Source organism: Enterococcus salsurae (assembly GCF_054784955.1).
In genome coordinates, this window is sequence record NZ_BAAHWY010000004.1 from 369,462 (window position 1) to 395,595 (window position 26,134).

General features: G+C 44.7%; 20 protein-coding genes, 20 tRNA genes, 1 pseudogene, 1 riboswitch and 1 other annotated feature. Of the genes and pseudogenes, 9 read left to right on the forward strand and 32 right to left on the reverse strand.

Features of this window, described 5'->3' with window-relative positions; genetic code table 11:
* The first annotated feature begins 2 nt into the window (after window positions 1-2).
* The 3 genes from ACYVRS_RS11965 to ACYVRS_RS11975 are packed head-to-tail and all read left to right on the forward strand — an operon-like array spanning window position 3 to window position 1,285.
* Window positions 3-344, forward strand: coding sequence for a helix-turn-helix domain-containing protein (locus ACYVRS_RS11965; RefSeq protein ID WP_054115637.1), 342 nt, complete (start codon window positions 3-5; stop codon window positions 342-344).
* Entirely contained in the window at window positions 337-801 is a 465-nt protein-coding gene (locus ACYVRS_RS11970; protein ID WP_054115636.1) for an ImmA/IrrE family metallo-endopeptidase, read from the forward strand. Before ACYVRS_RS11965 ends, ACYVRS_RS11970 begins: the two co-directional genes overlap by 8 nt.
* 31 nt (window positions 802-832) lie before the next feature.
* Window positions 833-1,285: a GNAT family N-acetyltransferase gene (locus tag ACYVRS_RS11975; RefSeq protein ID WP_313538773.1), complete on the forward strand. Its 453-nt coding sequence runs from the start codon at window positions 833-835 to the stop codon at window positions 1,283-1,285.
* 128 nt (window positions 1,286-1,413) lie between these two features.
* On the opposite strand, the gene ACYVRS_RS11980 is transcribed toward ACYVRS_RS11975, so the two are convergent.
* The 5 genes from ACYVRS_RS11980 to ACYVRS_RS12000 all read right to left on the reverse strand — a co-directional run bounded on the left by ACYVRS_RS11980 (window position 1,414) and on the right by ACYVRS_RS12000 (window position 8,936).
* A complete protein-coding gene (locus ACYVRS_RS11980) occupies window positions 1,414-2,358 on the reverse strand; it encodes a 3'-5' exoribonuclease YhaM family protein (RefSeq protein WP_312498163.1) in 945 nt (314 codons plus the stop codon).
* Window positions 2,355-5,039: an ATP-binding protein gene (locus ACYVRS_RS11985; RefSeq protein ID WP_461203420.1), complete on the reverse strand. Its 2,685-nt coding sequence runs from the start codon at window positions 5,037-5,039 to the stop codon at window positions 2,355-2,357. The genes ACYVRS_RS11980 and ACYVRS_RS11985 overlap by 4 nt, the downstream gene beginning before the upstream one ends.
* Window positions 5,026-6,228 carry a metallophosphoesterase family protein gene (locus tag ACYVRS_RS11990; protein WP_461203421.1) on the reverse strand — a complete coding sequence of 401 codons (1,203 nt, stop codon included), beginning with the start codon at window positions 6,226-6,228 and terminating at the stop codon, window positions 5,026-5,028. Before ACYVRS_RS11990 ends, ACYVRS_RS11985 begins: the two co-directional genes overlap by 14 nt.
* Before the next feature lie 130 nt (window positions 6,229-6,358).
* A complete protein-coding gene (locus ACYVRS_RS11995) occupies window positions 6,359-6,700 on the reverse strand; it encodes a YlbF/YmcA family competence regulator (protein ID WP_054115630.1) in 342 nt (113 codons plus the stop codon).
* A 73-nt stretch (window positions 6,701-6,773) separates the two neighbouring features.
* On the reverse strand, window positions 6,774-8,936 hold the full coding sequence (locus tag ACYVRS_RS12000; RefSeq protein WP_461203422.1) for a PBP1A family penicillin-binding protein: 2,163 nt from the start codon (window positions 8,934-8,936) through the stop codon (window positions 6,774-6,776).
* A 191-nt stretch (window positions 8,937-9,127) separates the two neighbouring features.
* Here ACYVRS_RS12000 and ACYVRS_RS12005 point away from each other — a divergent pair, with 191 nt between their 5' ends.
* Window positions 9,128-9,982, forward strand: coding sequence for an RluA family pseudouridine synthase (locus tag ACYVRS_RS12005; RefSeq protein ID WP_461198680.1), 855 nt, complete (start codon window positions 9,128-9,130; stop codon window positions 9,980-9,982).
* A gap of 35 nt (window positions 9,983-10,017) precedes the next feature.
* Here ACYVRS_RS12005 and ACYVRS_RS12010 read toward each other — a convergent pair whose 3' ends face one another.
* Entirely contained in the window at window positions 10,018-10,746 is a 729-nt protein-coding gene (locus ACYVRS_RS12010; protein WP_313538769.1) for a pseudouridine synthase, read from the reverse strand.
* A gap of 76 nt (window positions 10,747-10,822) precedes the next feature.
* Window positions 10,823-12,469, reverse strand: coding sequence for a putative polysaccharide biosynthesis protein (locus ACYVRS_RS12015; protein WP_461203423.1), 1,647 nt, complete (start codon window positions 12,467-12,469; stop codon window positions 10,823-10,825).
* A gap of 199 nt (window positions 12,470-12,668) precedes the next feature.
* Between ACYVRS_RS12015 and murE the strand changes: the two genes are divergently transcribed.
* Window positions 12,669-14,192, forward strand: a complete 1,524-nt coding sequence (murE, locus tag ACYVRS_RS12020) for a UDP-N-acetylmuramyl-tripeptide synthetase (RefSeq protein WP_461203424.1) — start codon at window positions 12,669-12,671, stop codon at window positions 14,190-14,192.
* A gap of 85 nt (window positions 14,193-14,277) precedes the next feature.
* Here the strand turns inward: murE and ACYVRS_RS12025 are convergent, their stop codons facing one another.
* Entirely contained in the window at window positions 14,278-14,577 is a 300-nt protein-coding gene (locus ACYVRS_RS12025) for a DUF5960 family protein (protein ID WP_054115624.1), read from the reverse strand.
* A gap of 217 nt (window positions 14,578-14,794) precedes the next feature.
* Between ACYVRS_RS12025 and ACYVRS_RS12030 the strand changes: the two genes are divergently transcribed.
* Entirely contained in the window at window positions 14,795-15,022 is a 228-nt protein-coding gene (locus ACYVRS_RS12030; protein ID WP_054115623.1) for a hypothetical protein, read from the forward strand.
* A 93-nt stretch (window positions 15,023-15,115) separates the two neighbouring features.
* Here the strand turns inward: ACYVRS_RS12030 and leuS are convergent, their stop codons facing one another.
* Window positions 15,116-17,530 (reverse strand): leucine--tRNA ligase, encoded by a 2,415-nt coding sequence (gene leuS / locus ACYVRS_RS12035; protein ID WP_461203425.1) that lies wholly within the window; start codon window positions 17,528-17,530, stop codon window positions 15,116-15,118.
* Between the two features lie 89 nt (window positions 17,531-17,619).
* Window positions 17,620-17,833, reverse strand: a binding site (T-box leader).
* A 47-nt stretch (window positions 17,834-17,880) separates the two neighbouring features.
* Window positions 17,881-19,374, reverse strand: a pseudogene (locus ACYVRS_RS12040) (LysM peptidoglycan-binding domain-containing protein); the annotation flags it as partial.
* 273 nt (window positions 19,375-19,647) lie between these two features.
* Between ACYVRS_RS12040 and ACYVRS_RS12045 the strand changes: the two are divergent.
* From ACYVRS_RS12045 to mnmM, 3 genes are read left to right on the forward strand one after another with little or no spacing between them, the layout of a single operon-like run.
* On the forward strand, window positions 19,648-20,298 hold the full coding sequence (locus tag ACYVRS_RS12045) for a phosphatase PAP2 family protein (protein ID WP_054115620.1): 651 nt from the start codon (window positions 19,648-19,650) through the stop codon (window positions 20,296-20,298).
* An 18-nt stretch (window positions 20,299-20,316) separates the two neighbouring features.
* Window positions 20,317-21,300, forward strand: a complete 984-nt coding sequence (gene mnmL / locus ACYVRS_RS12050) for a tRNA modification radical SAM protein MnmL/YtqA (protein WP_313540784.1) — start codon at window positions 20,317-20,319, stop codon at window positions 21,298-21,300.
* Window positions 21,275-21,847: a tRNA 5-(aminomethyl)-2-thiouridylate-methyltransferase MnmM gene (mnmM, locus tag ACYVRS_RS12055; RefSeq protein WP_461198673.1), complete on the forward strand. Its 573-nt coding sequence runs from the start codon at window positions 21,275-21,277 to the stop codon at window positions 21,845-21,847. The genes mnmL and mnmM overlap by 26 nt, the downstream gene beginning before the upstream one ends.
* A 22-nt stretch (window positions 21,848-21,869) precedes the next feature.
* Here the strand turns inward: mnmM and ACYVRS_RS12060 are convergent, their stop codons facing one another.
* The 22 genes from ACYVRS_RS12060 to ACYVRS_RS12165 form a co-directional block, all read right to left on the reverse strand.
* On the reverse strand, window positions 21,870-22,649 hold the full coding sequence (locus ACYVRS_RS12060; protein ID WP_313540780.1) for an alpha/beta hydrolase: 780 nt from the start codon (window positions 22,647-22,649) through the stop codon (window positions 21,870-21,872).
* A 151-nt stretch (window positions 22,650-22,800) separates the two neighbouring features.
* A complete protein-coding gene (gene metK / locus ACYVRS_RS12065) occupies window positions 22,801-23,985 on the reverse strand; it encodes a methionine adenosyltransferase (protein WP_461203426.1) in 1,185 nt (394 codons plus the stop codon).
* Window positions 23,983-24,064: riboswitch (SMK box riboswitch) on the reverse strand. (Overlaps the previous gene by 3 nt.)
* Before the next feature lie 92 nt (window positions 24,065-24,156).
* Window positions 24,157-24,228: transfer RNA gene (locus ACYVRS_RS12070), tRNA-Glu, on the reverse strand.
* Window positions 24,229-24,240: 12 nt separating this feature from the next.
* A tRNA-Ile gene (locus ACYVRS_RS12075) sits at window positions 24,241-24,314 on the reverse strand.
* A gap of 17 nt (window positions 24,315-24,331) precedes the next feature.
* Window positions 24,332-24,402, reverse strand: a tRNA-Gly gene (locus tag ACYVRS_RS12080).
* A gap of 7 nt (window positions 24,403-24,409) precedes the next feature.
* Window positions 24,410-24,482: transfer RNA gene (locus ACYVRS_RS12085), tRNA-Phe, on the reverse strand.
* Window positions 24,483-24,487: 5 nt separating this feature from the next.
* Window positions 24,488-24,561, reverse strand: a tRNA-Asp gene (locus ACYVRS_RS12090).
* Between the two features lie 34 nt (window positions 24,562-24,595).
* Window positions 24,596-24,669 (reverse strand) — tRNA-Met (locus ACYVRS_RS12095).
* 71 nt (window positions 24,670-24,740) lie between these two features.
* A tRNA-Ser gene (locus tag ACYVRS_RS12100) sits at window positions 24,741-24,830 on the reverse strand.
* 10 nt (window positions 24,831-24,840) lie between these two features.
* Window positions 24,841-24,912, reverse strand: a tRNA-Glu gene (locus tag ACYVRS_RS12105).
* A gap of 12 nt (window positions 24,913-24,924) precedes the next feature.
* Window positions 24,925-25,012, reverse strand: a tRNA-Ser gene (locus tag ACYVRS_RS12110).
* A gap of 21 nt (window positions 25,013-25,033) precedes the next feature.
* Window positions 25,034-25,107: transfer RNA gene (locus ACYVRS_RS12115), tRNA-Ile, on the reverse strand.
* Between the two features lie 15 nt (window positions 25,108-25,122).
* Window positions 25,123-25,193, reverse strand: a tRNA-Gly gene (locus ACYVRS_RS12120).
* A gap of 1 nt (window position 25,194) precedes the next feature.
* Window positions 25,195-25,271, reverse strand: a tRNA-Asp gene (locus ACYVRS_RS12125).
* Window positions 25,272-25,309: 38 nt separating this feature from the next.
* Window positions 25,310-25,383 (reverse strand) — tRNA-Met (locus ACYVRS_RS12130).
* A gap of 72 nt (window positions 25,384-25,455) precedes the next feature.
* Window positions 25,456-25,545, reverse strand: a tRNA-Ser gene (locus tag ACYVRS_RS12135).
* A gap of 27 nt (window positions 25,546-25,572) precedes the next feature.
* Window positions 25,573-25,646 (reverse strand) — tRNA-Ile (locus tag ACYVRS_RS12140).
* A 12-nt stretch (window positions 25,647-25,658) separates the two neighbouring features.
* Window positions 25,659-25,732: transfer RNA gene (locus ACYVRS_RS12145), tRNA-Met, on the reverse strand.
* 24 nt (window positions 25,733-25,756) lie between these two features.
* Window positions 25,757-25,829 (reverse strand) — tRNA-Ala (locus ACYVRS_RS12150).
* A 13-nt stretch (window positions 25,830-25,842) separates the two neighbouring features.
* A tRNA-Pro gene (locus ACYVRS_RS12155) sits at window positions 25,843-25,916 on the reverse strand.
* 9 nt (window positions 25,917-25,925) lie between these two features.
* Window positions 25,926-25,999 (reverse strand) — tRNA-Arg (locus ACYVRS_RS12160).
* Window positions 26,000-26,011: 12 nt separating this feature from the next.
* Window positions 26,012-26,097: transfer RNA gene (locus ACYVRS_RS12165), tRNA-Leu, on the reverse strand.
* Window positions 26,098-26,134 lie beyond the last annotated feature (37 nt).

Sequence of the window (26,134 nt, forward strand, 5' to 3'; positions counted from 1 at the left end):
GTATGTTAGGGGCACGTCTTAAGACATTGCGCTTGCGGTCTAATCAAACGCAACAACAGATTGCAGCACAATTAGGCATTAGTCGCGGTGCCTATTCCCATTTTGAAAATGATCGAAATGAACCTGATGGCACGACGATCGTGAAATTAGCCGAGATTTTCCACGTATCGACTGATTTTCTTTTGGGCCGACCTGATCAGCAGTTCCAGCCGCAATCTGTTAAAGCACAAACAGTGGCTGCCCATATCGATGAAGATGTGACAGATGAACAAATGGATGATATCGTCAGTTATATCGAATTTATCAAACAACGCCACAGCAAAAGGAATGATGTGCATGGATAAAGTGGAAGAACTGATGGCCGCTTATCCAGATTTGGCTTTTGTCTTTGACAAAAATATGCCTGCTGGACAACAAGGGTTGTACATTGACCACCACGTTTATCTCAATCCTGACCAGTCACAAGAAGAGCTGTTACAGACACTGGGAGAAGAAATTGGCCATTATTTGACCAGCGCCGGCGACATTACCGCACAAGATACCAATGAAAAGCGAAAGCAAGAACACAAAGCCCGCGCCATTGGGTCGGCCATTGTTGTTTCTCCTTATGATATCATTCGCTGTTTCGAAGAAGGTTGCACAACATTAATGGACTGCGCTGCTTTTTTAGCAGTGCCGCCACAAACCCTAAAAGACGCAATCACATACTATGCCCGCCGTTTTGATGGCATCAAAACAGAAGACAATTATACGTTGTTTTTCCATATTGATGGAACAATCGAAGTGGTCAAGACATTTTGATTCTTGATATGATTTTGGAGGGAGTTCTGCTATGAATACTCTGCGATTTAGCGAACAATCGCCTGTAACCCCAGATGCCCAACTATTATTGGGCGAGTTGTCCGCCATTTTGACCAGCGTCACGGGGAACAATGGTCAGCGTCACTTTCTTCCAAATACGATGTCTGAACCTGGAAGTTACTTTGTCGTCGCTTATCGGCAGCAGCTTCCTGCAGCTTGTGGTTCATTGCAACGTAGAGATGCAGACACTGCCGAACTGAAAAGAATTTATACCCGTCCCAATAAAACCGGAGACGGCAGTCAGCTCTTACAGCATCTTGAAGGGGTGGCCAGACAGAATGGCTATTTGAGGTTGGTGTGCGAAACACGTACGATCAATACTGCTGCAGTGGCTTTCTATTTGAAGAATCACTATCATCGCATCGAAAACTATGGTCCCTACCAAGGGCGTTCTGAAGCAATCTGTTTCGAAAAAATGCTTTGAAGATACCAGTCTGCTATGTAGTCATTTCACACAAAAAAACCTCTGATAGCGGCACAAGAGATGGACTTTCCCTTTCTTGCGGCTGTTTCAGAGGTTTTTGTCATGTTGTCTTAGGTTGGTGCGCGCGTTCAGACGTTTTTCGGTACATAGAAACTACGGTTGTCCATCCCAAAAATGCGGTCACTGTATTCTCCAGGCTCCGTTAGGCGGATCGAGGTCAACATCATTTGCATCGACGCATCTAGGTTATCGATTTGATGCAAAATTTCTGCCTCCATGATGCGTGGCCGGACAGGTGAGCCATATTCTAATAAGCCATGGTGGGCTAAGACCATATGCCGCAATACAACGATGTCTTCTTGTTTGTCGTCAAATTTCAATGCGATACAGGCTTGTGTGATCTCTTCATCCACTAGGACTAAGTGACCAACTAGATTGCCGGCCAAGGTATATTCCGTCGTCATTGGTCCAGTGAGTTCGATGACTTTCCCTAGATCATGTAAGATGATCCCAGCATATAACAACGACGCATTCAACTCAGGATATTCTTTGACGATGGCTTTGCCTAAGCGCAACATGGTCGTTGTGTGGTAAGCCAAACCGCTGGCAAAGGCATGATGATTGCGTTTTGCTGCCGGAAACTCAAAGAATTCTTTTTTGTATTTATTCAACAAAAAGCGTACGATACGGTTCCAATGGGGATTGATGATCTCAAACAGTGTTTGATTGATCTCTTCCTCCATATCCTCTTTTTTCATAGGGGCTTTTTCCATATATTGGCTTGGATCTTGACCTTCTTCGGGTTTTGCCAGTCGCAAATGGATGATTTTGACTTGCGGATTCCCTTGATAAACTTCTCGTTTGCCATCTAACATCACCACACGCCCGGGTTCAAAGCGGGCAATCTCTTCTTCTGAAGCATCCCAAAACTTGCCATCGATCGTTCCTGAGGTATCTTGAAAGGTAAAAGCAATGAATTTTTTCCCATTCTTTGCGATTCGTACATCAGCATTCTTGATCAATAAAAATAGTTGGAAGGTTTCATCCACGGTTAACTCTTTAATTTTTTTCATTGGGTTATTTGGCGATCAACCAAATATTCACATCCTTTGCTAAGGTCATAGACTGGCTGTTGATACTTCTGATAATAGCTTACCATTTCTTGGTCAGAAGACAAACAAATTACTTGATATCTTTGGCCAAATTCTGTCAACAAGCGGACCAAACTTTCTTTACGGGCACTGTCATAGTGCAACCAGCCATCATCGATAATGATTGGACTGATCGGCTGATTTTTTTGTAATGATAGATACCCAAAGCGAATAGCCATAATCAATTGATCCTTGGTACCAGTCGACAGATCTATGATTGAGTAGGTGTCACTTTGACTGGCAACAGTCAATAAACCTTCCTCAAAGAGGATTTGCTGGTATTGTCCATTGGTCAATTGGGCGAAGTACGTTGAAGCTGCCGTCAGCAATTGCGGCAATTGCTGTTCTGATAGTTCAGTGGTGATATCTCGCAAAATGGCCGCTGCCAATTGCCGACTTCCCCACGTCACAGCCAGCTCTTGGATCGCGGACCGCAGTTCGCTTTCTTCCTGATACAGCTGGTTCAATGTACCATTTCTTTGACTGGCAGCGACTTCCAGTTCTAATTTCTGTCTGTCTTCTGTCAGTGCACGTATATCTTCTTGGACGCGTACCTGGCTCCTCTTCAACCGTTCTTTTTCCTGTATCAAAGCAGCTTCATCGACTGCCTCTGGGAAAATCGGTGTCAGCATCGCCTGCAGTTCGGCTGCCCGTCGGTTGGTGCGCTGCGCACTCTCCCATTGTTTGAGCCATAAGCTGATCTCAGCGGGCTGCTCTAGTCCTTGCTGCTGCAAGAGTTCTTTCGCATCAGCCACGATGTCTTCTCGCTCTTTGCGTAAACGGGTCAATTGTTGTGCCAATAATGTACTGGGTTGCTGCAGGCGGGTCAACTTGATTGCTTGCATATCTTTAGCAAAAGCTGCCAAAACTGTCAATTTATCCGTGATCGATTTATTTTGCAGCGGCAGCCAATCTGTATACGGTTGAAACAATACGTCAAAAGGCGCCAGCGCCTCGCTTACTGTTTGCCGTACTTGACTCGCCTCAGCTTCTTCTTCTAAATAATGTTGATAGGCTGCGACATCTGCTTCATACGCGTCCAAATAATCGGACCATTCTTCATGCGGCAACTGTCCGAAAAAAGGCAATAACCCTTGGGTTTTGCGTTGGATCGACTGTTGCTGTTGTTGGGATTCTTGTCGCAGTTCAGCCTGCTCTTCTTCGATCAAATCCAATTGCAGCAACGCTGCCTGCCATTCTTGTTTGTTCTGTGGTTGATTTTTAGGCCTTTTTTGGCTGAGAACCAACCCGCTTATGAGGAGGATCGCTCCTGCACCGCTGATCACCCACTGCCAAGGACCAGTAAAGAAGCCTAGGACAACCAGTATAAGTCCGATGGCCATCAATAACCGCAAACCAGTGTGCTTTTTCTGTGTACCGCCTAATGCAGGTTGTTGGTGTTCCAATCGAGAAACTGTTGCTTCAAGGGGTCTGGCTTTTTCGGCTAACCATTGTTGACGGCGCTCGATTTCACCCGCTCGCGCTTTCAATTGATCTAATGACTGCAACGCTTCACGGATCGGTGCGGTCAAAAAAGGGGGGGATTCACTGCGCCATTGCCTTTTGGTCACGAGTTGATTCAATTGCTGGATGGCATGGGAACGCTTAGTATCTGCTGCTGCCTGACGGTCAGCTAAACGCGCAATCTCTACTTGCTGCTGCAAGAGATGATCAATAGGTTGCTCATGATCCAGATAAAAGAAATATTTATCTGATCCTTGCCCTTGTTCCAGTTGATCCAATTCTGCTTCTTTCTTACGTAATTCTTCTGTGATTTGCTGATAGGTCTGGTAGAACGACTTGATAGCCTGCGCCTGCTCGGGATCTGCAACAGGTACATCTGCAATCTGCTGCCACTCTTCATACAGTGCCCAATGGCTGATTCGTTGCTGATTCTCTTGGTATGCATCATTCAACGATTGACTGCGGGCTTGCAGGGAATCGATATCAGATTGGATGAACGCAATTTGCTGATATTGGTGTTGCAAATGTGCTTCTTCACTTTCTTTATCTGCGATTTTCTGCTGCAACTTTCCTAATTGTTTCAATGCTTGATTCAACGGCAGTTTTTGGCCACGGGGTTTGTACAGTTGCTGATTGCTGGTCCCTAAGCGCGCAACTTGCTGCAGCATATTTTGACTGCCTGTGATCCCCAACGATATCAATGACTGATGGAGCTCTTCTTCCCCCAGCTTATCGATTTGGTTCAACTGCTCTTGCTGAAAGGTGAAGACATCAAAAAACAAGGCGCGATTCAATGGCTGCACATGCTGTTCAAGCCACGCTTCATCGGTTATTTGTCCATTGACATACACTTTCCCTCGTCCGCGATCAATTTGCCGATACCGTTCTATGACGATCTCACCATAAGGTTCGATCTCCAACCACAATTTCCCACCATACGCGGCGCCATTGCGCGGCGTGTAATCTTTCTTCTTGGCTATTTTTTTGGGGAATCCAAATAGCATCGCCGCTATAAACTGATACAGTGTTGATTTTCCAATTTCATTTTCCCCAAAAAGCAATTGGTTGCCACGGTCAAAATGGAACTGTTGTTCATGGTATTTGCCAAAACCGGTGATTTCCGCTTTAAGAATGATCATAACTGTCACCTGCCCAATCAAAGGTTTGTTGTAACAAGGCAGCTGTTTGTGCCAAGACATCCGCTTTGAAGGAATCTTGGTCGATGCCTCGTTGGATCATCGGATGTTGCAGCAACTCTGCCAGTCCTTCCGCAAAGATGTCTGGGTCTTGATATAGCTTGAGGCTTTGTGCCAGATAGGCTTCGGAGATTGCCAACGTATATTTTTCAGCAGCAGTTTGTGAAGCGGTTATACCATAGATGACTTGCAGCGGCTCCAGCTGTGCCAAGCGTTCATTCAAATAGGAAATCCATTCATTTTTTTCCGCATCACGCAGCCAGTCTGAGGGCAGCTGTTGATCATCCTCAATCACCAAATGCAACAGTCTTCCTCTTTGGCTTTGCACTTGTTGCAGGATTCTCGGCAATACCTCATTGGCTTCTTTGATGCCAGACAAAGATATATGCGCTGTTTCCCAAAACAACTCGGCCACCGATAGTTGTTGGATCTTGCCGCCTTGCGGGGTCAAATCAGCAAGCACGACGCCTGAAGCAGTTTCTTTTTTGGTCTTGCCTTGCGGCGTACCAGGATAAATGATTGGTGGTTGTTCGGAGAGTATTTTAGGAACATGGATATGTCCTAACGCCCAGTAATCATAGCCTTTATGTTTCATCTCGCTGACAGAAAACGGCGCATATCGAGTGCCTGTTTGATCGCCATGATACATCCCGATATGATAATCCACTGCTTTTCTTGCTGGGAAAGTAGGAACTTTGTCCATTTCGATCCATGGATGCTGATAACTGAACCCACTGATTGCATAACTTTCTCCGTGTTTTGTGACCCCTTCGATCGTTTTTACAGTTTCTGATTCAAACAAGTGTACGTTCTCAGGAAAGGAAAACCAGTACCGTTGCGGATCATAATAATCGTGGTTGCCGAATAGCATATAAACCGGAATCTCAGCCGCCGCCAAACGGTTGATTTCGGTAAAAAAATCATGTTGTACTTTCAAACTAGGCCGTGCTTGATGAAAGGTGTCACCTACGAATAAGACGAAATCCACTTCCTCCGTCAATGCCACATTTGTCAAATGATGCAGGACCTTTTGATTGATGGCTGGGAGTTGTGCTTTCACTTTTTCAGATAACAAATGAAGGCCTTCAAATGACCGATCGATATGTAAGTCAGCACTATGTAAAAATCGCATATTGACTCCTCCTTAGTGCCTCTATCATAACATTTCTTTGGTATTTCGTCAGTAAAATACGAAAATTTGTTCCCATAAAAAAAGCAGATCTGAAATGATTCAAATCTGCTTCACTGATACGATTCAGGTTTTATGCTTCGTATAGATCCCGGACAGGGCCCATAATGATCCGATTCAAGTCATTGGCAACTAAGCTGAAGGCTTGTTCTTTTTGCATCAAGTCAGAAACGATCTCATCTTCTTGAATTTTTTGCGACAAGCTTTGGGCTTGTTGTGCTTCTTCTTCTGACATTTCCTCGCCAGCCATCATTTTTTGTTGCAACGTTTGTTGTAGTGTTTGAAATTCTTTGAATAAGGCATACGCTTCTTCATTGGCTTTCAAGCGGTCAAATGAGCCTCTTAAATCTTGAAATTGCGCTGATTCTCGCAACTCGCGTTCTAATTGATTTGCTGTATCATATATATTTGCCATCATATCTCCGTCCTTTCTCTTTTCTTTAGTATACCATTGTTGCCCCATTCATGCCTAGCGCTTGCATGGCTGTTTAATTGCCATTGATTGAGTTCCACAGACCACCGAACAACTCTTTGGTCCCTTCTTTGATCTTGCTGCCAAATTCTTTCATGCCTTCTTTGGCACTCTCGGCAAATTCATCCACCGATTGCTGCCAGTTGTTGGTGCTACTATTATCATCCGTCTGCGTATCAGGTACTTCGTCTGCAGCCATCAATTGACCACCTGTTACGTAAGCATCGGCAACTTGGAAGGCGGTGCCTTGTGTATATGGCAATATATTTTCAGCCTCTGCTTTAAAGACCTTCCCTACTACTTGCCCACTGGTTCCGGTCAAATAGTGTTCCGCGCTGGATTGCTCAAAACCTAACCAAGTCGAGATCACTACATCAGGGGTATAGCCCATGATCCATTGGTCATTGACCTTAGAAGCATCGAAATTGGTTTCAGTCGTACCAGTTTTCCCAGCGATCGTGAAGCCATACGGACTTGCGCTGACCCCTGTTCCATTCGAGTACGTGCCCAGCATCATACTGGTCATTTTGTCTGCTGTATCTTGAGAAATGATGCGTTTGCCTTGTGCTGTCGTGTTATCCACGATAACGGCCCCAGTCGAGTCAACGATTTTCGTGATCAAATGAGGCTGATAGTAATAACCGCCATTGGCAAAAACAGCGTATGCTGCAGCCATCGTCATTGGTGATTCGCCTTTTTCTAAACCACCTAAAGCCAAGCCCCAGTATTTGTCTGAGTCCGTTAGAGACAAGCCGAAGTCTTGGGCCTCGTTGTAGCCCCGGTCCAGTCCGATCTCATGCAGCAACCAGACAGCAGGTAAATTCAAACTTTGCGCCAAAGCTTGATACATCGCCACTTCACCAGAATAGGTGCCATCAAAGTTCTGCGCGTCATAAAAATCTAATGGTTGATCTTCCAGAATACTGTCCGGTTCATAACCTGCTTCTAAAGCCGGTGCATAGACACTGATCGGCTTGATGGTCGATCCGGGCGAGCGTTTCATTTGCGTCGCAAAATTGAACCCGCGAAAGACATGTTCGCCCCGACGCCCCACCAAGGCCTGTACGCCGCCAGTATTCGGATCTAATGCAACTGATCCAGATTGGACCATGGTGCCGTCTGCAGCATTTTCAGGGAACAATGCATCATTTTTGTAGGTGGCTTCCATTTGCGCCTGATAATTTTGATCCAATGCCGTGTAAATTTTGTACCCTCGGTTCATGACATCATCCGCATCTAAACCATACGATTCTGCTTCATCGATGACTGCGTCAAAATAATAAGGATATTTGTAACCTGACTCGGAATTTCCATAGCCATCATAAAGGAGATCTGCTAAAGCAACTTGTGCTTGCTGATCAGCCGTACTTTGATCCAATACCCCATTGTCTACCATCAAACCCAATACCGTATCGCGGCGATTGGTGGCATTTTCTAGATGATCGATAGGATTATAGATCGAAGGCCCCTTCAGCATCCCTACTAATGTAGCTGCCTCTCCTATCGACAATTCAGAGGCATTGACGCCAAAGTATTTCAGCGCAGCATCTTGAATCCCCCATACCCCATTCCCAAAATAGGAACTATTGAGGTACATTTCTAAAATGTCATCTTTAGAATATTTTTTTTCGATCTCGATTGCCAAGAAAAGCTCTTTGGCTTTCCGGCTAAACGTCTGGTCGAGGGATAGATACGCATTTTTCGCTAATTGCTGGGTGATCGTACTTCCCCCGCCGCCTTCTGTACTGCGATTGATCACCACGCGCACCGCAGCTCGGGCAATCCCTTTGATATCAAATCCATGATGACTGTAAAAATTCCGGTCTTCCGTTGAAATCAAGGCATCGATCACGTCTGACGAGATACTGTCTAATGCCACGTAAGTTCCTTTTTGAGAATATAATTGGCCTGCTTCATCGCCATTGGCATCATAAATGATGGTCGATTCTTTCAAGCCTGATTCCAATTCGCTGACTTTGGTGTTTTTGGCAATATAAAATAAATAGCCGCTCATCACTAAAAGTGCAACTAAACTAAGTAAAATAAAAATCTTATTGACGTGATATTTTTTCCATATGCGCTTGCGCCATTGGTGAAATTGTTGAAGATAGGGTTTGATCCAGCGCCAAAAGGTCAGCCAGCCGGTTTTTATTTTCTGAAGGATGGACTTCCACTCCATTGCTTCACGCTCCTTTTATCAAAGTGTAGCATATAGATGCCGGTTTGTTATACGGCTTCAGTCGGAAATTTAGGGTAAGAAACCTCTACTAGTGTAGCACTGAAAGCTCTTTTTTTTCTATATTTTTTCATAAGAAAAGCTTAAAAATGCTATAATAACAACAAACAATTAGAAATGAGGTCCACCTTTACATGGAATACACAATGATTCTGCCTGCAGATCAATCCGAAATGACCCTAAGGGAATTACTTGAACATGAGTGGCTAGTGCCTCGAAAAGTCCGGCATTTCTTGCGTACCCGCAAAGAGGTGCAGATCAATGACCAACCGGCGCTGTTCCATCAAATCGTCACAGCCGGCGACAAAGTCACACTCGTGATCGAAGACAGTGATTATAGCTATCAGCCCGTGTTGCCAGGTGACCCCAACCAAGTCGACGTGTGCTATGAAGACCAGCATCTGATCATCGTCAACAAGCCCGTCGGTATCAAAACCCATCCCAACCAACCTGATGAGCAAGATACACTTCTGAACCACGTCGCCGCTTATTTGAGGCCAGAGCAGACACAGCCTTACGTGGTCCATCGCTTAGATAAAGAAACAAGCGGTGTTGTGTTATTTGCCAAAAATCCATTTGTCTTACCGATCCTTGGCCGTATGTTAGAACAAAAACAATTATATCGCCGGTATCAAGCGATTGTTTGGGGAACGATCAAAAAAGACCAAACCATCGATAAAAAAATTGGTCGCGACCGCCATGATCGCCGCAAACGGATCATTGATCCCCGCAACGGAAAGTCTGCTGTTACCCATGTCACCATCGCCAAAAACGATAGCGAAACGACCAATGTTTACTGCGTACTTGATACAGGCCGTACCCACCAAATCCGGGTGCACTTAGCAAGTATTGGTCATCCAATCGTGGGAGATCCTTTGTATCAGCAACGTGCAGCACCTCGATTGATGCTGCATGGACGTGAGCTGCATCTAGTCCATCCATTCACCAAAGAACGTTTGGTAGCTATTGCGGATCCCGGACTGTGGTAAAAAAAGCCTGCACCGTCATTGTGCAGGCTTTTTGCCTATGCTTTGTTCTTTGGCTGCGCCAGTATACGCAGCTCATCAGCTGTCAAACTACGGTAGCTGCCAAGGGCTAGATCTGCCGGCAACGCTAAGCCGCCCATACGAATCCTTTTGAGATAACGCACTTCTTTCCCTACAGCTTGAACCATCCGCTTCACTTGATGAAATTTCCCTTCATGCAAAATCAATCGGATCTCACTGGTTTGTTCAGCGTCATCTACCTTTGTGATCGTCAATTGGGCTGGCAAAGTCCGCTCGCCGTCTAATTCGAGCCCTTGTTCAAATACCGCTTGATCCTCACTGGTCATGATGCCATCTACGCGCGCATAGTATTCTTTTTCGACATGCTTTTTTGGTGATAGCAGTTGATGGGCTAACGCACCGTCATTGGTGATCAGAAGAAACCCTTCCGTGTCTTTATCCAGACGACCGACGGGAAATAAATCGTCGCGGAAATCTTCTTCAGAAAACAAATCCAATACCGTCTCTTCATAAGAATCAACCGTCGCCGAAATGACCCCTGCTGGTTTATGAAGCAAGTAATAATACCAACGCTGATACTGGATCGGTTCTTGATCGAAACAGACTTGATCAGATTGTTCATTGACCTGCGTTTTATCGCTTTTGATCACCTGGTCATTGACAGTGACTCGGCCTTTTTTGATATAGCCTTTGACTTCTTTACGGGAACCATAACCCATATCAGCCAAAAATTTATCTAATCGCATCCTTGACACTTCCTTTTCTCATCAATAAAGCAGCCACCCCGCACAAACATATGAGCCGGTGGCTGCTGACGTGTAATTATTTGATACGTAACTTGCGACGCAAGCGAATCATTGATGACCCAAGTAATTTTTCGGCAAGGCGTAGCTTCAAAGCGATATAGACATATACACCCCCGCCTACTGCCGCAACAAGCATACTCAAAATAAATGATTGAACCTTGCTTTCTGAACTTAAGACCAACCCAAACAATTGGCGGGCCATTAGTGCCGCAATGACCATGATCAATGTCAGTACTGCAATCAGCAAGGTGCGCCTTAAGGTCAATGTTACGTTGAAGTGACCTTTGCGGGCCATTTTTCGCACATTCAGCCAACAAGTGATCGCTAGGGCAATCGATGTTGACACTAATGGGCCATAGACTTGGAAAATCCGGATGGCTGGATATTGTAAGAGCAGCTTCACCACCAAGCCAATAAAGAAATAGACCACAGCTTCTTTATTATGGTACATCCCCTGCAGCATACTGGAACTCAGCATAAACAAGCCCAATACCAATCCAGACAAACATGCAGCAACCAGCACACTGGAGCCTAAGTTATCTGGTCGGTAAAACAACGTGTACAACGGATAGGCCAAAACAACCATCCCAAACGTTGCCGGAAACATCACAAATGAATACAATTGCAAGTTGTTGCTGATTAGCTTCGCCAGATTTTTGTGGTCTTTTTTCGCCACAGCTTCACTGATCAAAGGCAAACCTGTCGATGCCATTGATGTCGCCAAACCAATCACGACCATCGTTAATTTATCTGGATTGCTGCCGAAAATAGCCATCAATTCAAGCAACTGATCATTAGAAAACTCTGTAAAGCCCTTCATGATCCGAACAAAGGTATATTGATCCACTAATTTGAAAATCGTGATCCCGGAACCAACGATAATGAAAGGGATCGCTTCTCTGATCGTCGACAGCATCAATTCTTTGGTCTGGATCTCGGTTTCTTCTTTGCTCATATCGATCAGCACGTCCATCCGAACCCGCTGTTTTTGGTAATAATACCCCAAAACGACGACACTGGCTAACACACCAATAAAAGCAGCAAATGTCGATTGTGTCACGGCTGCTGTATAATCACCTTCGATCACGCGCATAATAATAAAGGTCGCCAACAACATATAGAACACCCGCGCGATCTGCTCGATGATCTGTGAAATCGCAAAAGGCTTCATGTCTTGATTGCCTTGGAAATAGCCGCGCATGACACTCATACAAGGAAAGACTAGCAGCGCCACACTCAATGAGCGCATGGTGGGAATCAATTCTGGTCCACCGCCAGAGGCTGTGGCTAACCACGGCGCAGCCAAATACATGATCCCTGCTGTCATTACCCCAAAACCAGCCATCAATTGGAGCGCTCTCAGAAAGAGACGCTGACTGGTGCGGTACTCTTGTCGTGAATTATAATAGGCAATCTGCTTCGCGATCGCTGCTGGAATGCCGGCGGTTGAAATCATTAAAAATAAGGCGTAGACATTATAGCCCATCCCAAAAAGTGCATTTGCTTTATCTCCATTGGCACCCATCCAATAGTACCAAGGTAAAATATAAATGGCCCCTAACAGTCGTGAGCCAATATTGCCCATCGTCATCCAAGCTGAACCTTGGGCCATTTTTTCTTGTGTGGTCAACTCTTTTGAAACCGATCGCGTGTCTTTATCCATCGCCATTCTCTCCAACTTTCTACAAACATATCCCTTTCATTTTAATTCGAAAAGCAAGGAGTCGCAATCTATTTTTGCAACATCTTAAAGTTTCTTCAAAATATGTTCGGATTCACAAAAACTTTCCTTCAAGAAACCGAGGTATTTCAGTGTTATGCTATAATAAGAGAAATGTTTAGCAGAATGAAGGAGAACTTGTATGCATAACGCAACCATGACCGTTCAACAAATCCGAACTATTTTGTTGCAAAATAACCTTTTAAAAGAATTGATCACACCACTAGAATGGGCTTATACCATTCCTAAAGAAATGATGGAATTGTCTTTTACGTCAGTCCATTATGACTCACGCCTAGCTACCAAAGACACGCTCTTTTTTTGCAAAGGGGCTGCCTTTGAGCAGCGGTACTTAGAAACAGCCATTCAACAAGGTGCAACGTGTTATATTGCCGAACAGCCTTATGAAGCAGTGGCTGCCTTCGGGATCATCGTCACTGATATTCGAGAAGCAATGGCTGTCATTGCCCCCGTATTTTATGGCAACCCTCAAAATCAACTGGTGACGATTGGCATCACAGGGACAAAAGGCAAAACCAGCTGTGCCTATTTTGCCCGCGCGATCTTGGCCAAATCCACCAATGATAAAGTCGCTTTTTTCTCATCAGAAGAAAATTCAGTGGATGGCCGTTCGTTTCGCAGCGCTGTTTTGACCACACCAGAAACATTGGATCTTTATGCCATGATGGCAGAAGCTGTCGACAATGGCATGAGCCATCTTGTGATGGAAGTTTCCTCTCAAGCGTATAAAACCAAGCGCGTAGCTGGACTCACATTTGATATAGGTGTTTTCTTGAATATTTCCCCTGATCATATCGGTCCTGTCGAGCATCCCACCTTTGACGATTATTTGTATTGCAAACGGCAATTGATCCGCAATAGCCGCCAAATGATCTTGAACCGTCAAAGTGATCATTATCCATTGTTGCGAGAAACATGCGAAGTCCATCAAGTACCCTTTATTACATATGGTCGTGCTGAAGCCGATTATATCGTCCAAGACGGGGTCGATCTGAAATCATTCACCATTGCTGCTTCATCAGATGTTTTACAAGTCGCGGGGCTGTATCAGCTTGGCTTGTTGGGTTCTTTCAATCACGAAAATGCAACAGCAGCGATTTTGGCAGCTTGCCTTGCAGGCGGACATGCAAGTGATGCCCGAGAAGAATTGCCTAAAGTAGTCATTCCTGGCCGAATGGTGGTTTTGGAAAAAAATAATGGTGCGGTGCTTATCGTGGATTACGCCCATAATTATTTAAGTTTTCAATCCTTGAGTCAACTGGCGCGACAATTACGGCCAACTGGCAAACTAATCTTCGTGACTGGCAGTGCTGGAGGTAAAGCTGAATCTCGTCGCAGTGATATGGGGCGTGCATTATCCGAATACGCAGACAAAGTCTATCTGACCAGTGATGATCCTAATTTTGAAGATCCACAGGCAATTGCGGCCGAGATTGCAGCGGCGATCACTACTGATCGCTTAGCTGTTGTCTACCAAATGGACCGAGAAGCCGCTGTGACTGCTGCTATTGCCGAGGCGCAAAAGGAAGACATCGTGATTCTCGCCGGTAAAGGAACAGAAACCTTCCTTAAAGTCAACGGCCAAAAAGAACCCTATCCAGGTGATCTCATACTTGCGCAACGCTTTGCTGCAAACACACAGTAAAATCGACATAAATGAAAAAGACAGCACATCCATTGACGAGGGCTAACATGCACCCGCAAGGATTCGCTGTCTTTTTTTCAATTATTTATGGCTGTTCATCTTCATGGGTTTCGTAGACATAGGGCGCGCCATCGTAGCGAAACTCTGTCGAAATGGCAGCATCCAGATCTTCGGTAAACATTAATTTACTGAATGGAAATAAAAAGGGTTGTCCTTCTTTGGCTGCTTCTGCAGGTAAACGATAAAATAATTGTTCTTCCGCCAATTGCTGATTCAGCTGCGCCAGTACATCCGTCGACACTGTGTCTTCATCAAATGGTTCTTTGGCGATTCGTGCGTAATCCTCAAAAAAAGCCGTTTGGCCTTCAAATGCTTGATAGTCCATCTAAATCCCTCTTTCTTTATTCTCTGATTTTATTATACGGGAGTGCGCGCGGAACAGCGAATAATATGATTGCTGATTGGGCATAGGCAAAGTTGTCGTGGTTTTGTGTCAAAATGATTGCAGTGATATTACGAATCAATGATTTGACAAATTCTTATTGAAGACCCTTGCAACTTTTGTATAATAATACGTAGAGAATATAAAAGGGGCAGACGGCATGAACAACGTTAAGAAAAAAATCTTCTACGGCACCAGCGCGACACTCGGCTTTATCGCAATGATTGCTTTGACAACACAATTTGTCATTTCTAATCATTTACTTGGGGGAAATGACTCTTCAGAAATTTTCACCCGTGCAACATATCCCAACGGATTATTGTTGGTGATTTTGATCCCGCTTATCGCTACTGCCATTTTGTTTTACGGCATTATTCGAAAAAAGTGAGCAATCGACACCCTTTAGCGGTGTCTTTTTTGTATCCTCGTTCAACTAAAAACAAAAAAAGGAAAGCAGTCGACTCACTGCTTTCCTTTTTACTTAGTTTGCGACGATATTGACCAATTTATTCGGTACAACAATGACTTTACGAATCGTCTTCTCTTGAAGTTGTTCTTGAACAAGGGCATTTTCTTTGGCTAATGTTTCAAGTGTGTCTTTATCTGCATCGGCTGGTACTTTTGCCTTCGCACGCACTTTGCCGTTCACTTGGAAGACAACTTCGATTTCATCTTCGATCAAAGCTGATTCGTCATAGGTCGGCCATGACACATAAGAAATTCCTCCTTCATTGCCTAGAATCGCCCACAACTCTTCACCAATATGTGGAACGATCGGTGCCAACAATTGGACGAAACCTTCCACATATTCATAAGGCAAAGCATCCACTTTATAGGCTTCATTCACAAAGACCATCAATTGCGAAATGGCTGTATTAAAGTGCAGCTGTTCGAAATCTTCCGTGACTTTTTTAATGGTTTGATAATACACCTTCGTCAAGCTGCCATCATTGAAGGTGGTGATTCGGTCACGCATCTTCCCTTCTTCATCAACGATCAAGCGCCATACACGATCCAAGAATTTACGGCTGCCTTCCAGTCCGTTTTCATTCCACGCAATCGATGCATCCAATGGTCCCATGAACATTTCGTATAAACGCAAAGTATCTGCTCCGTATTGATCGACCACATCATCTGGATTGACGACATTGCCACGAGATTTAGACATTTTTTCATTATTTTCCCCAAGAATCATTCCTTGGTTGAATAATTTTTCAAATGGTTCTTTCGTTGGTACGACACCAATATCGTACAAGAATTTATGCCAGAAACGGGCATAAAGCAAATGCAGCACAGCATGTTCTGCTCCGCCGATATATATATCAACTGGCATCCAACGTTTCAATTTGTCGTAATCCGCCAAAGCTGTTTTGTTATGCGGATCGATGAAACGTAAGAAATACCACGAACTTCCTGCCCATTGCGGCATTGTGTTGGTTTCGCGACGGCCTTTTTTGCCAGTTTCAGGATCGATGACATTGACCCAATCTGTCACATTGGCTAATGGAGATTCTCCTGTGCCACTCGGTTTGATATTGTCTGTGATTGGCAAGCGCAGCGGTAGTTGTTCTTCGCTTAATGCCGTAGTTGTGCCATCTTCCCAATGGATGATCGGAATTGGCTCACCCCAATACCGTTGGCGAGAGAATAACCAATCCCGCAGACGGTAGCTGATTTCTTTCTTGCCGACTTTATTTTCTTCCAGCCATGCGACCATCTTGTCGATCGCTGTTTCTTTGTCTAGGCCATCTAGAAAATCAGAGTTGATATGAAGCCCATCTTCTGTGTAGGCCGATTCCGTCACATCACCACCTGCAAGTACTGGTACGATGTCTAAACCAAATGCTTTGGCAAAATCGTGATCTCGCTCATCGTGGGCAGGTACTGCCATGATTGCGCCTGTTCCATAAGAGGCCAAGACATAGTCTGCGATCCAGATAGGGATTTCTTTGCCATTGACCGGATTGATGGCATAGGCACCCGTAAAGATACCGGTTTTCTCTTTGGATAGGTCCGTCCGATTCAAGTCCGATTTTTTGGCTGCTTCCGCCACATAGGCTGCTACATCCGCTTGTTGATCGGCGCTTGTGATCTCCTCGACTAAAGGATGTTCGGGTGCCAATACTGCATATGTTGCACCAAACAATGTATCTGGTCGTGTAGTAAAGACGGTGAAGTCTTTGTCTGAATGGGCAACTTTGAAGGTTACATTCGCCCCAATCGAACGACCGATCCAGTTGCGTTGCATTTCTTTGATGCTCTCTGGCCAGTCAACATCTTCTAAATCATCCAATAGACGGTCTGCATAAGCAGTGATTTTGAGCATCCATTGTCGCATCGGTTTGCGGATGACATCATACCCGCCACGTTCGCTTTTGCCATCAATGACTTCCTCATTGGCGATCACAGTCCCTAATTCTGGCACCCAGTTGACTGGGACTTCTGCTTCATAGGCCAATCCTTTTTCATACAATTTCGTGAAGATCCATTGGGTCCATTTATAATATTCTGGATCTGTTGTATTGATCTCACGGTTCCAGTCGTAACTAAAGCCCAATGAATTGATTTGGCGACGAAATGTTTCAATATTTTTTTTGGTGAATTCGGCTGGATCGTTCCCAGTATCTAATGCATATTGTTCTGCTGGCAGACCAAATGCATCCCACCCCATTGGATGTAAGACATTATAGCCTTGGCTACGTTTAAAACGACTTAAAATATCAGTCGCAGTATACCCTTCTGGATGTCCAACATGTAATCCTTGCCCAGATGGATAAGGAAACATATCTAATGCATAAAATTTGGGTTTGTCTGGCGCATCATGGGTATTGAATTCATTTTTCTTTGCCCAATATTTTTGCCATTTTTTTTCAATTTCTTTGTGATTGTAATTCACGACGGACGCCTCCTATAAAATTGGTGTTTTGTTTGCTGTTTTGCAAACAAAACTGATAAAAAAAAATCCTATAAAAATCAATTTGATTTTTATAGGACGTTATCAACGTGGTACCACCTAAGTTTATCTGTTCCGCAAAGAAACAGACCTCGATGTTGTAACGGCCATCGCCGTATCTGCTTAGTCATTGTTCAGTCAGATATCACTTGAAGGCGAGTTCGAAAGGTGTGCTATGCATTCTCACCAACCATGCACTCTCTGAAGCTCCAACGCTTTTCTACTATTCCTTCTCAAATGTGAAAAGATTCATTGCATTTATCCTATCAAAAATCCATCGGAATAGCAATCTATTTTACCCTTACGCTTTGACCAGGATAAATAAAATTATTTTGGATATTGTTCCATTGAATAAATTGATCGGTAGAAATCCCAAATTGGTTTGCGATCCCCCAGACAGAATCCCCAGAAGCAACTGTATAGGTACCTGCTGAAGAGGTCGTGCTTGTCGTACTAGAAGACGCGCTTGTTGTCGTACTTCCTGAGATCGATAATTGCTGGCCTGGATAAACAAAATCATTTTTGATATTGTTCGCGCTGCGTAATTGATCCATGGAGATATTGTTTTTATTTGCGATCGACCAAACAGAATCACCAGCTGCCACTGTATACGTGCCATTTGATGTAGTCGTCGTTGTGCGCGCAGTGCTGGTTGTATTGGTGGTGCTTGTCGTTGTCGAACTACCTGAGACCGATAATGTTTGGCCTGGGTAAATAAAATCATTTTCGATGTTGTTCAAACTACGCAATTTGTCCATGGAAATCCCATATTTATTGGCGACTGACCAAACGGAATCCCCTGATACCACCGTATACGTTGAACTGCTCGCCGTACTAGATGCCGTCGAGGTCGCATTTTTATTGACCAGTGATACCGATGTACTGGTCGTTGCCGAGTTTGTCGTCGATCCAGATACAGCTAACGTTTGTCCTGGATAGATAAAGTCATTTTTGATATTGTTGGCGCTGCGCAATTGATCCATGGAGATACCATGTTTGTTTGCAACAGACCAAACGGAATCCCCTGATACCACCGTATACGTTGAACTGCTGCTTGTTGTGGTGCTCACTGAAGAGGCACTTGTACTCGTACTGCTGCTGACAGTTGCCCCACCACCAGCATTTCCTGAAGCAGGCGTATCATACTTGGTCAAGCCATATTGTTGGATCACCGCATTCAAGGAAGACGCATAGTTTGGTGCAGTCGCATAGCGTCCCGTCAACCATGCCGTTGCATCTAGATACGAGCTTGTATTGCTTTTCCAAGCACCTGAATAATAGCTATTGCCGCGAATCACACTGGCATTGTCTTGAAATGACTGTGTGTATGAAGGATATTGTCTGAATGGCTCACTCATAGTGACCCATTGCCCATTCAAATACTCTAACGTACTCATATAGACGGTTTGACCATTGTATGAACCTTTGACACCAAATAGGTTATAATTTGGCGCTTTAGATAGACTGCTTCTTCCCCATCCACTCTCAAGGATCGCTTGTGCGATCATAACCGATGCATAAAGGTCGTTGGCTTGTGCGACTGGTTGTGCATAAGTCGCGATCTCAGTAATAAAAGCGGATGTGTTCGGCGCAGCAAAATTGCTGGTAGAAACTTGTGCCACTGACGTTTCTACTGCTTCTGCTTCAACAGCAGGCATCAGAGGAGTAACAACAGAGAGCGCAGTTAACGTGGTACCTAAAACAGCTGCACTTTTTCTCATGATTTGATACAATTCACCCGATTGTTCTCTTTGCCGTTGTACTTTCTGTGTCTGACTTGTTTCCATGACCCTAAATCCTCCGTTTTTTCTTATATTGAACGTAGATTAAGTATACAGTTTCTTAAGATTTTATAAAAGATATTTGGGCGTTTTTTATAAACTGTAAACTCTCTGTAATCAAACCAACATTTAGTGAAATATGCACATCGTTAAAAGAACATGTGTAATCATCCGGATTTCTGACATATAATCATGAAAATCATCGGCTTCTCTAAGTAATTAATGCTATAATTGCAGGTATGTATTGTCAAATCTGATGTAGAAGCGAGGCATTGATTGATGCAAAAAAAATTATATTATCAATACGCGGGCAGCTGTTTCTTATTGCTCTTTGTTTTTTTAGGATACATCGTAAAATTTTATCCAAGTTGGCTGAACCCTTTTGACGAGTCGCTGACACGGGTGATCCGCAGTGGCTATCCTTTGATGACTCCTTTTTTCTTATGGGTCACAAAATTTGCGAACCCAGTGACGATCATTCTTTTATTCTTAGTGGTCCTAGTTGTCTTTTTGATCAACAAATACTATGCGGAAGCATTGTGGCTCAGTCTAGGGACGATTGGGATCGCCGGACTTTTTAATCCGTTGATCAAACTGGTCTTCTTGCGTGAAAGACCGACATTAGAGCATCTGGTCGTTGAAACAAGTTCAAGTTTTCCTAGTGGCCATTCCACTGGCAGTATGGTTTTTTATGGGACCCTGCTATTACTGGTCCCGATTCTGTTCAAGCAGCCTTTTTGGCAATGGTGTCTGCGCATCTTGCTTGGTTTGTTGATTCTCTTGATAGGTATCAGTAGAATCTATGTTGGTGTGCACTTTCCTAGTGACGTGCTTGGCGGTTTTTGTGTTGGCTTGTCATGGCTGCTCCTGACGTATCCTTATTATTTACAGAAACGCTTTGTCTGGCGTTTTACCCGAAAACAACTATAGAAGAGAAGGCGAATGTCAATGGATTCATTTCCCTATGCAGAGGACAAGAATAAACGATATCATTCTTGGAATTATGCTTTGCGCCAGCAATTTGGCGAAAAAATTTTTAAAGTGCCTATCGATGCGGGCTTTGACTGCCCCAACCGTGATGGGACAGTTGCGAAAGGTGGATGTACTTTTTGCAGTGTCTCTGGATCTGGCGATATGATCATCGCCCCTGAAGCACCATTACCCGAACAATTTCATCAAGAAATCCATATGATGCACAAAAAATGGCCCCATGTCGATCAATACATCGTATATTTTCAAAATTTCACGAATACCCATGCACCTGTTTCAGTCATTCGCGCGCGCTTTGAACAAGTATTGACGATGCCTGGCGTTGTAGGCATCTCGATTGGTACCCGTCCTGATTGTTTGCCCGATGATGTGGTGGACTATTTGGCCGAATTGAACCAGCGTTATTATCTTTGGGTCGAATTGGGTTTGCAAACGACTTTTGAAGCTACGAGCGAAGCCATCAATCGTGCCCATGACTATCAAACCTACCTAGATGGTGTAGCAAAACTGAGAAAACATCAGATTCGGGTCTGTACGCATTTGATCAATGGATTACCTGGCGAAACGATCGAAATGATGCAAGAAAACGTCCGGCGAACGATCCAAGATTCAGACATTCAAGGGATCAAATTGCACTTATTGCATTTGATGCGTAATACGCGGATGTTGCGGGATTATCATGAAGGCCGATTGCAGCTCATGGATCGAAAAAGTTATGTTTCCTTGATCTGCGATCAATTAGAAATGATTCCGCCTGAAATCATCATCCATCGTTTGACAGGAGATGCCCCATGGGATGCCTTGATTGGTCCTATGTGGAGCTTAAAAAAATGGGAAGTGCTTAATGAAATCGATCGCGAAATGCAGCGCAGAGATTCTTACCAAGGGAAATTCTCAGTGAGAGAGGGGACTGTTCATGCTGCCAACAGCCATGCACTATAGTCATACCTTATTAAAAGAAGTTGTTCAGCCGGGGCACACTGTCGTTGATGCCACTATGGGCAATGGTTTTGATACCGAACTATTGGCAGCTCTGGTTGGGGACAAAGGACAGGTATTCGCCTTCGATGTGCAAGAACAAGCGCTGGAAGTCACGAAAAATCGTTTAGCAGAGAAACACCTTCTTGCTCAAGCAACCTTGATTCACCGCGGGCATGAGCACTTAGGCGACTATGTCACTGAACCAGTTCAGGCAGCCATCTTCAATCTTGGCTATCTTCCAAGAGGAAATAAGGACATTATTACAATGCCAGAAACGACGCAACAGGCATTAAATGCATTATTGCCTCTTTTGGCGCCTAAAGGCAGGATCGTGATTGTCTGCTACTATGGGCATCAAGGTGGAGAAGCTGAACTGGACACTGTGCATCGATTTTGTGCAGGATTGCCGCAAGAGTCCTATAATGTTCTATCCTATCAATTTATCAACCAGCGCAATCAGCCCCCTATCCTCTATTGTATTGAGCGCAAAAAACAGCACTTACCTTAATGTGACGGTAAGTGCTGTTTTGTTATGCTTCATGAAGCCAGGCAAGGACTCTTTGAATCCATTGATCCCAAAACTGCCAATCATGGACACCAATCCCCGATTCAAATGTCACTGGAATTTGGTGTTTGGCTAATTTTTCCGCTGCATATTCGCTGGCAGGAAACAGTTGATCTTCTGTTCCGCAGCTGATATAAAAGCGTGGTGCTGTCTTTGGATCAAGTGTATCGATCAAATGAATCAGATCATTCTCTGATCCTTTGAAGGCACTTAAAGGACCAAATATTCCTTCCCAATAGGCTTGTCCGCGCACTTGCAGTAAATTCTCCATACTCTCTGCCATCGCCAATGCACCCGAAAGTGAGGCAACAGCCGCAAATCTTTCTGGTTGCCGCAAACCTAATTTCATCGCACCATAGCCACCCATTGATAAGCCGGCAGCATAGGTGTGTTCTCTTGCTGTCGTCAATTGTGGAAAGAGTTCTTGAACGATCTTCGGTAGTTCTTCAGAAATAAAGGTCCAATACTTCATTTCATACGTTGTATCCGTATACCAGCCTAAATCAGTTGAAGGCATGATAACTGCCAATTGATAAGCTGCTACATAACGTTCGATCGCTGTTCTTCTTTGCCACACACTATGGTTGCCTCCCATGCCGTGCAGCAAATATAGCACTGGGATTTCAGTCCCTTTATTTGTTGTTGCGGTGCCGATCTTTTTTTCCGTTTCCTGAGGAAGAATGACATCGACCATTACTTCCATCTCCAATATATTGGAGTAAATATTCGCTTGTAAAAAAGCCATGTGATCACCTGCGATTCTTTTTTTATATTGTAACAGATTCTTTTCTGATTGTCCGTGTAAAAAGTAACGGAAGGCACACCCTCAGCATGATAAGCCCTTTACAGCACAAGAAAAAAGCTCAATCGAATATGATCGATCGAGCTTTCGGCATTTACGCTTTCACGCTTTGTTGTAAGGCTGTAACTTTATCTGTCCGTTCCCATGGCAGGTCAATATCTGTCCGGCCAAAATGTCCATAAGCAGCAGTTTGACGGTAAATTGGACGGCGCAAATCTAACATGTCGATAATGCCAGCTGGTCGTAAGTCAAAATTTTCACGAATGGCGCGAATCAAGCGTTCGTTGCTAACAGTGCCAGTACCGAATGTATTGACACTGATCGATACGGGTTGTGCCACACCGATAGCATACGCCAATTGAACTTCAGCTTTTTGCGCCAGTTTAGCCGCTACGATATTTTTGGCGATATAACGAGCTGCATAACTCGCTGAACGGTCAACCTTGGTGGCATCTTTCCCAGAAAAAGCACCCCCACCATGACGTGCATACCCACCATACGTATCTACGATGATTTTTCTTCCCGTCAGGCCGGCATCACCTTGCGGCCCACCGATCACAAAACGGCCAGTTGGATTGATATAATATTTTGTCTGCGCATCTAAAAGATCTGCAGGTATCACTTCTTTGATCACTTGTTCGATCACATCGTGACGAATCGTTTCATTGTCTGCTGCATCATCATGTTGTGTACTGATCACGACGGTATCGACCCGTTGCGGCTGATCGTTGTCATCATACTCCACTGTGACTTGTGATTTGGCATCAGGACGCAAGTAAGGCAATGCATCTGATTTACGCAACTCAGCTAAGCGTCGCACCAAACGATGGCTCAACGCGATTGGCAATGGCATCAATTCAGGTGTTTCGTCAATAGCAAATCCAAACATCAGGCCTTGGTCGCCAGCGCCGATATCTTCTTTATCGGTTTCTTCGCGAATTTCTAAAGCCGCATCTACACCTTGCGCAATATCTGGCGATTGTTCATCGATTGCCACTAATACGGCAACAGTGTCACCATCAAATCCGAACTTTGCACGTGTATACCCAATTTCCTTTATGGTTTGTCGAACGATCTTTTGAATATCGACATATGCTGTTGTAGAAATCTCACCAAAAACCAAAACCAATCCTGTCGTTACAGACGTTTCGCATGCTACTCGGGCCATTGGATCCTTGGCTAATAAAGCGTCCAAAATCGCATCACTGATTTGATCAGCAACTTTGTCTGGATGTCCTTCAGAAACGGATTCTGAAGTGAATAAGTGTTTCTCTGTCATTTTTTATATTCCCCCTAAATATGATTCGGTTACAAGGCATCTTCGCAGCTGCGAATCCTTTCGGGAACTTGCAACGAACTGATTATATCAGACTTTAGCGGTTTTGACTTTAAAAAACCTAAAAAAGGTGTTTTTTGGCAATAAAAAAAAGCACTCACAAGAATGCTTACATGATCCGTACGGGAATCGAACCCGTGTTACCGCCGTGAAAGGGCGGTGTCTTAACCGCTTGACCAACGGACCAAATGAAGATAATGGGCCTAAATGGACTCGAACCATCGACCTCACGCTTATCAGGCGTGCGCTCTAACCAGCTGAGCTATAGGCCCTTAATAAAAAATGCTAAAGCGGGTGACGAGAATCGAACTCGCGACAACAGCTTGGAAGGCTGTAGTTTTACCACTAAACTACACCCGCATTTCTATGGCGCGGGACAGAATCGAACTGCCGACACATGGAGCTTCAATCCATTGCTCTACCAACTGAGCTACCGAGCCAAAAACGGTCTGGACGGGACTCGAACCCGCGACCTCCTGCGTGACAGGCAGGCATTCTAACCAACTGAACTACCAAACCGAAACATTTCTGTTTGTTTGCTTTAAAAAAGCAATTGCGGGAGCAGGATTTGAACCTACGACCTTCGGGTTATGAGCCCGACGAGCTACCAGACTGCTCCATCCCGCGATAATAAGTTGAAGGAGAGGAAATCATCATTTCCAATATCAACCAAATAACAATAGATAAATATGTAAAAAAGGAGGATAAGGGATTCGAACCCTTGCACGGTTTTACCCGCCTGACGGTTTTCAAGACCGTTCCCTTCAGCCGGACTTGGGTAATCCTCCAAAAGTACAATGATCCGTACGGGAATCGAACCCGTGTTACCGCCGTGAAAGGGCGGTGTCTTAACCGCTTGACCAACGGACCAATAAAAAAGAACGGAGAAGGAGGGATTTGAACCCTCGCGCCAGTTTCCCGACCTACACCCTTAGCAGGGGCGCCTCTTCAGCCACTTGAGTACTTCCCCAAATGTATATATACATTTATATGGGCCTAAATGGACTCGAACCATCGACCTCACGCTTATCAGGCGTGCGCTCTAACCAGCTGAGCTATAGGCCCCTAAAATAAAAGCTAAGCGGGTGACGAGAATCGAACTCGCGATAACAGCTTGGAAGGCTGTAGTTTTACCACTAAACTACACCCGCATGGCGGTCTGGACGGGACTCGAACCCGCGACCTCCTGCGTGACAGGCAGGCATTCTAACCAACTGAACTACCAAACCATATTAGCTTTTATAACGCTTTTGATGAACAAAAGCAATTGCGGGAGCAGGATTTGAACCTACGACCTTCGGGTTATGAGCCCGACGAGCTACCAGACTGCTCCATCCCGCGATAATAAGTTGTCCTTCAGGAAACGTCGTTTCCTTAAACAACCAAGTAAACAATAGATTAAAACTGAAGCAAAGGAGGATAAGGGATTCGAACCCTTGCACGGTTTTACCCGCCTGACGGTTTTCAAGACCGTTCCCTTCAGCCGGACTTGGGTAATCCTCCAAAAGTAAAAATGATAGAATGCCTTGATGGACCTTGTAGGACTCGAACCTACGACCGGACGGTTATGAGCCGTCTGCTCTAACCAACTGAGCTAAAGGTCCAGGCTCTAAAAATCGCGGCGGAGGGGATCGAACCCCCGACCTCCCGGGTATGAACCGGACGCTCTAGCCAGCTGAGCTACACCGCGAAAAAATCATTTATTCAAATGATATGGAGCCTAGCGGGATCGAACCGCTGACCTCCTGCGTGCAAAGCAGGCGCTCTCCCAGCTGAGCTAAGGCCCCTTTTGTAAATTTATCGGGAAGACAGGATTCGAACCTGCGACCCCTTGGTCCCAAACCAAGTGCTCTACCAAGCTGAGCTACTTCCCGTAAAACAAGCGCGCCCAAGAGGAGTCGAACCCCTAACCTTTTGATCCGTAGTCAAACACTCTATCCAATTGAGCTATGGGCGCATCATATAAAAATGCCGAGGACCGGAATCGAACCGGTACGGTGATCACTCACCGCAGGATTTTAAGTCCTGTGCGTCTGCCAGTTCCGCCACCCCGGCTTTATTGCGTTGGCAAAAGCGGAAAACGGGGTTCGAA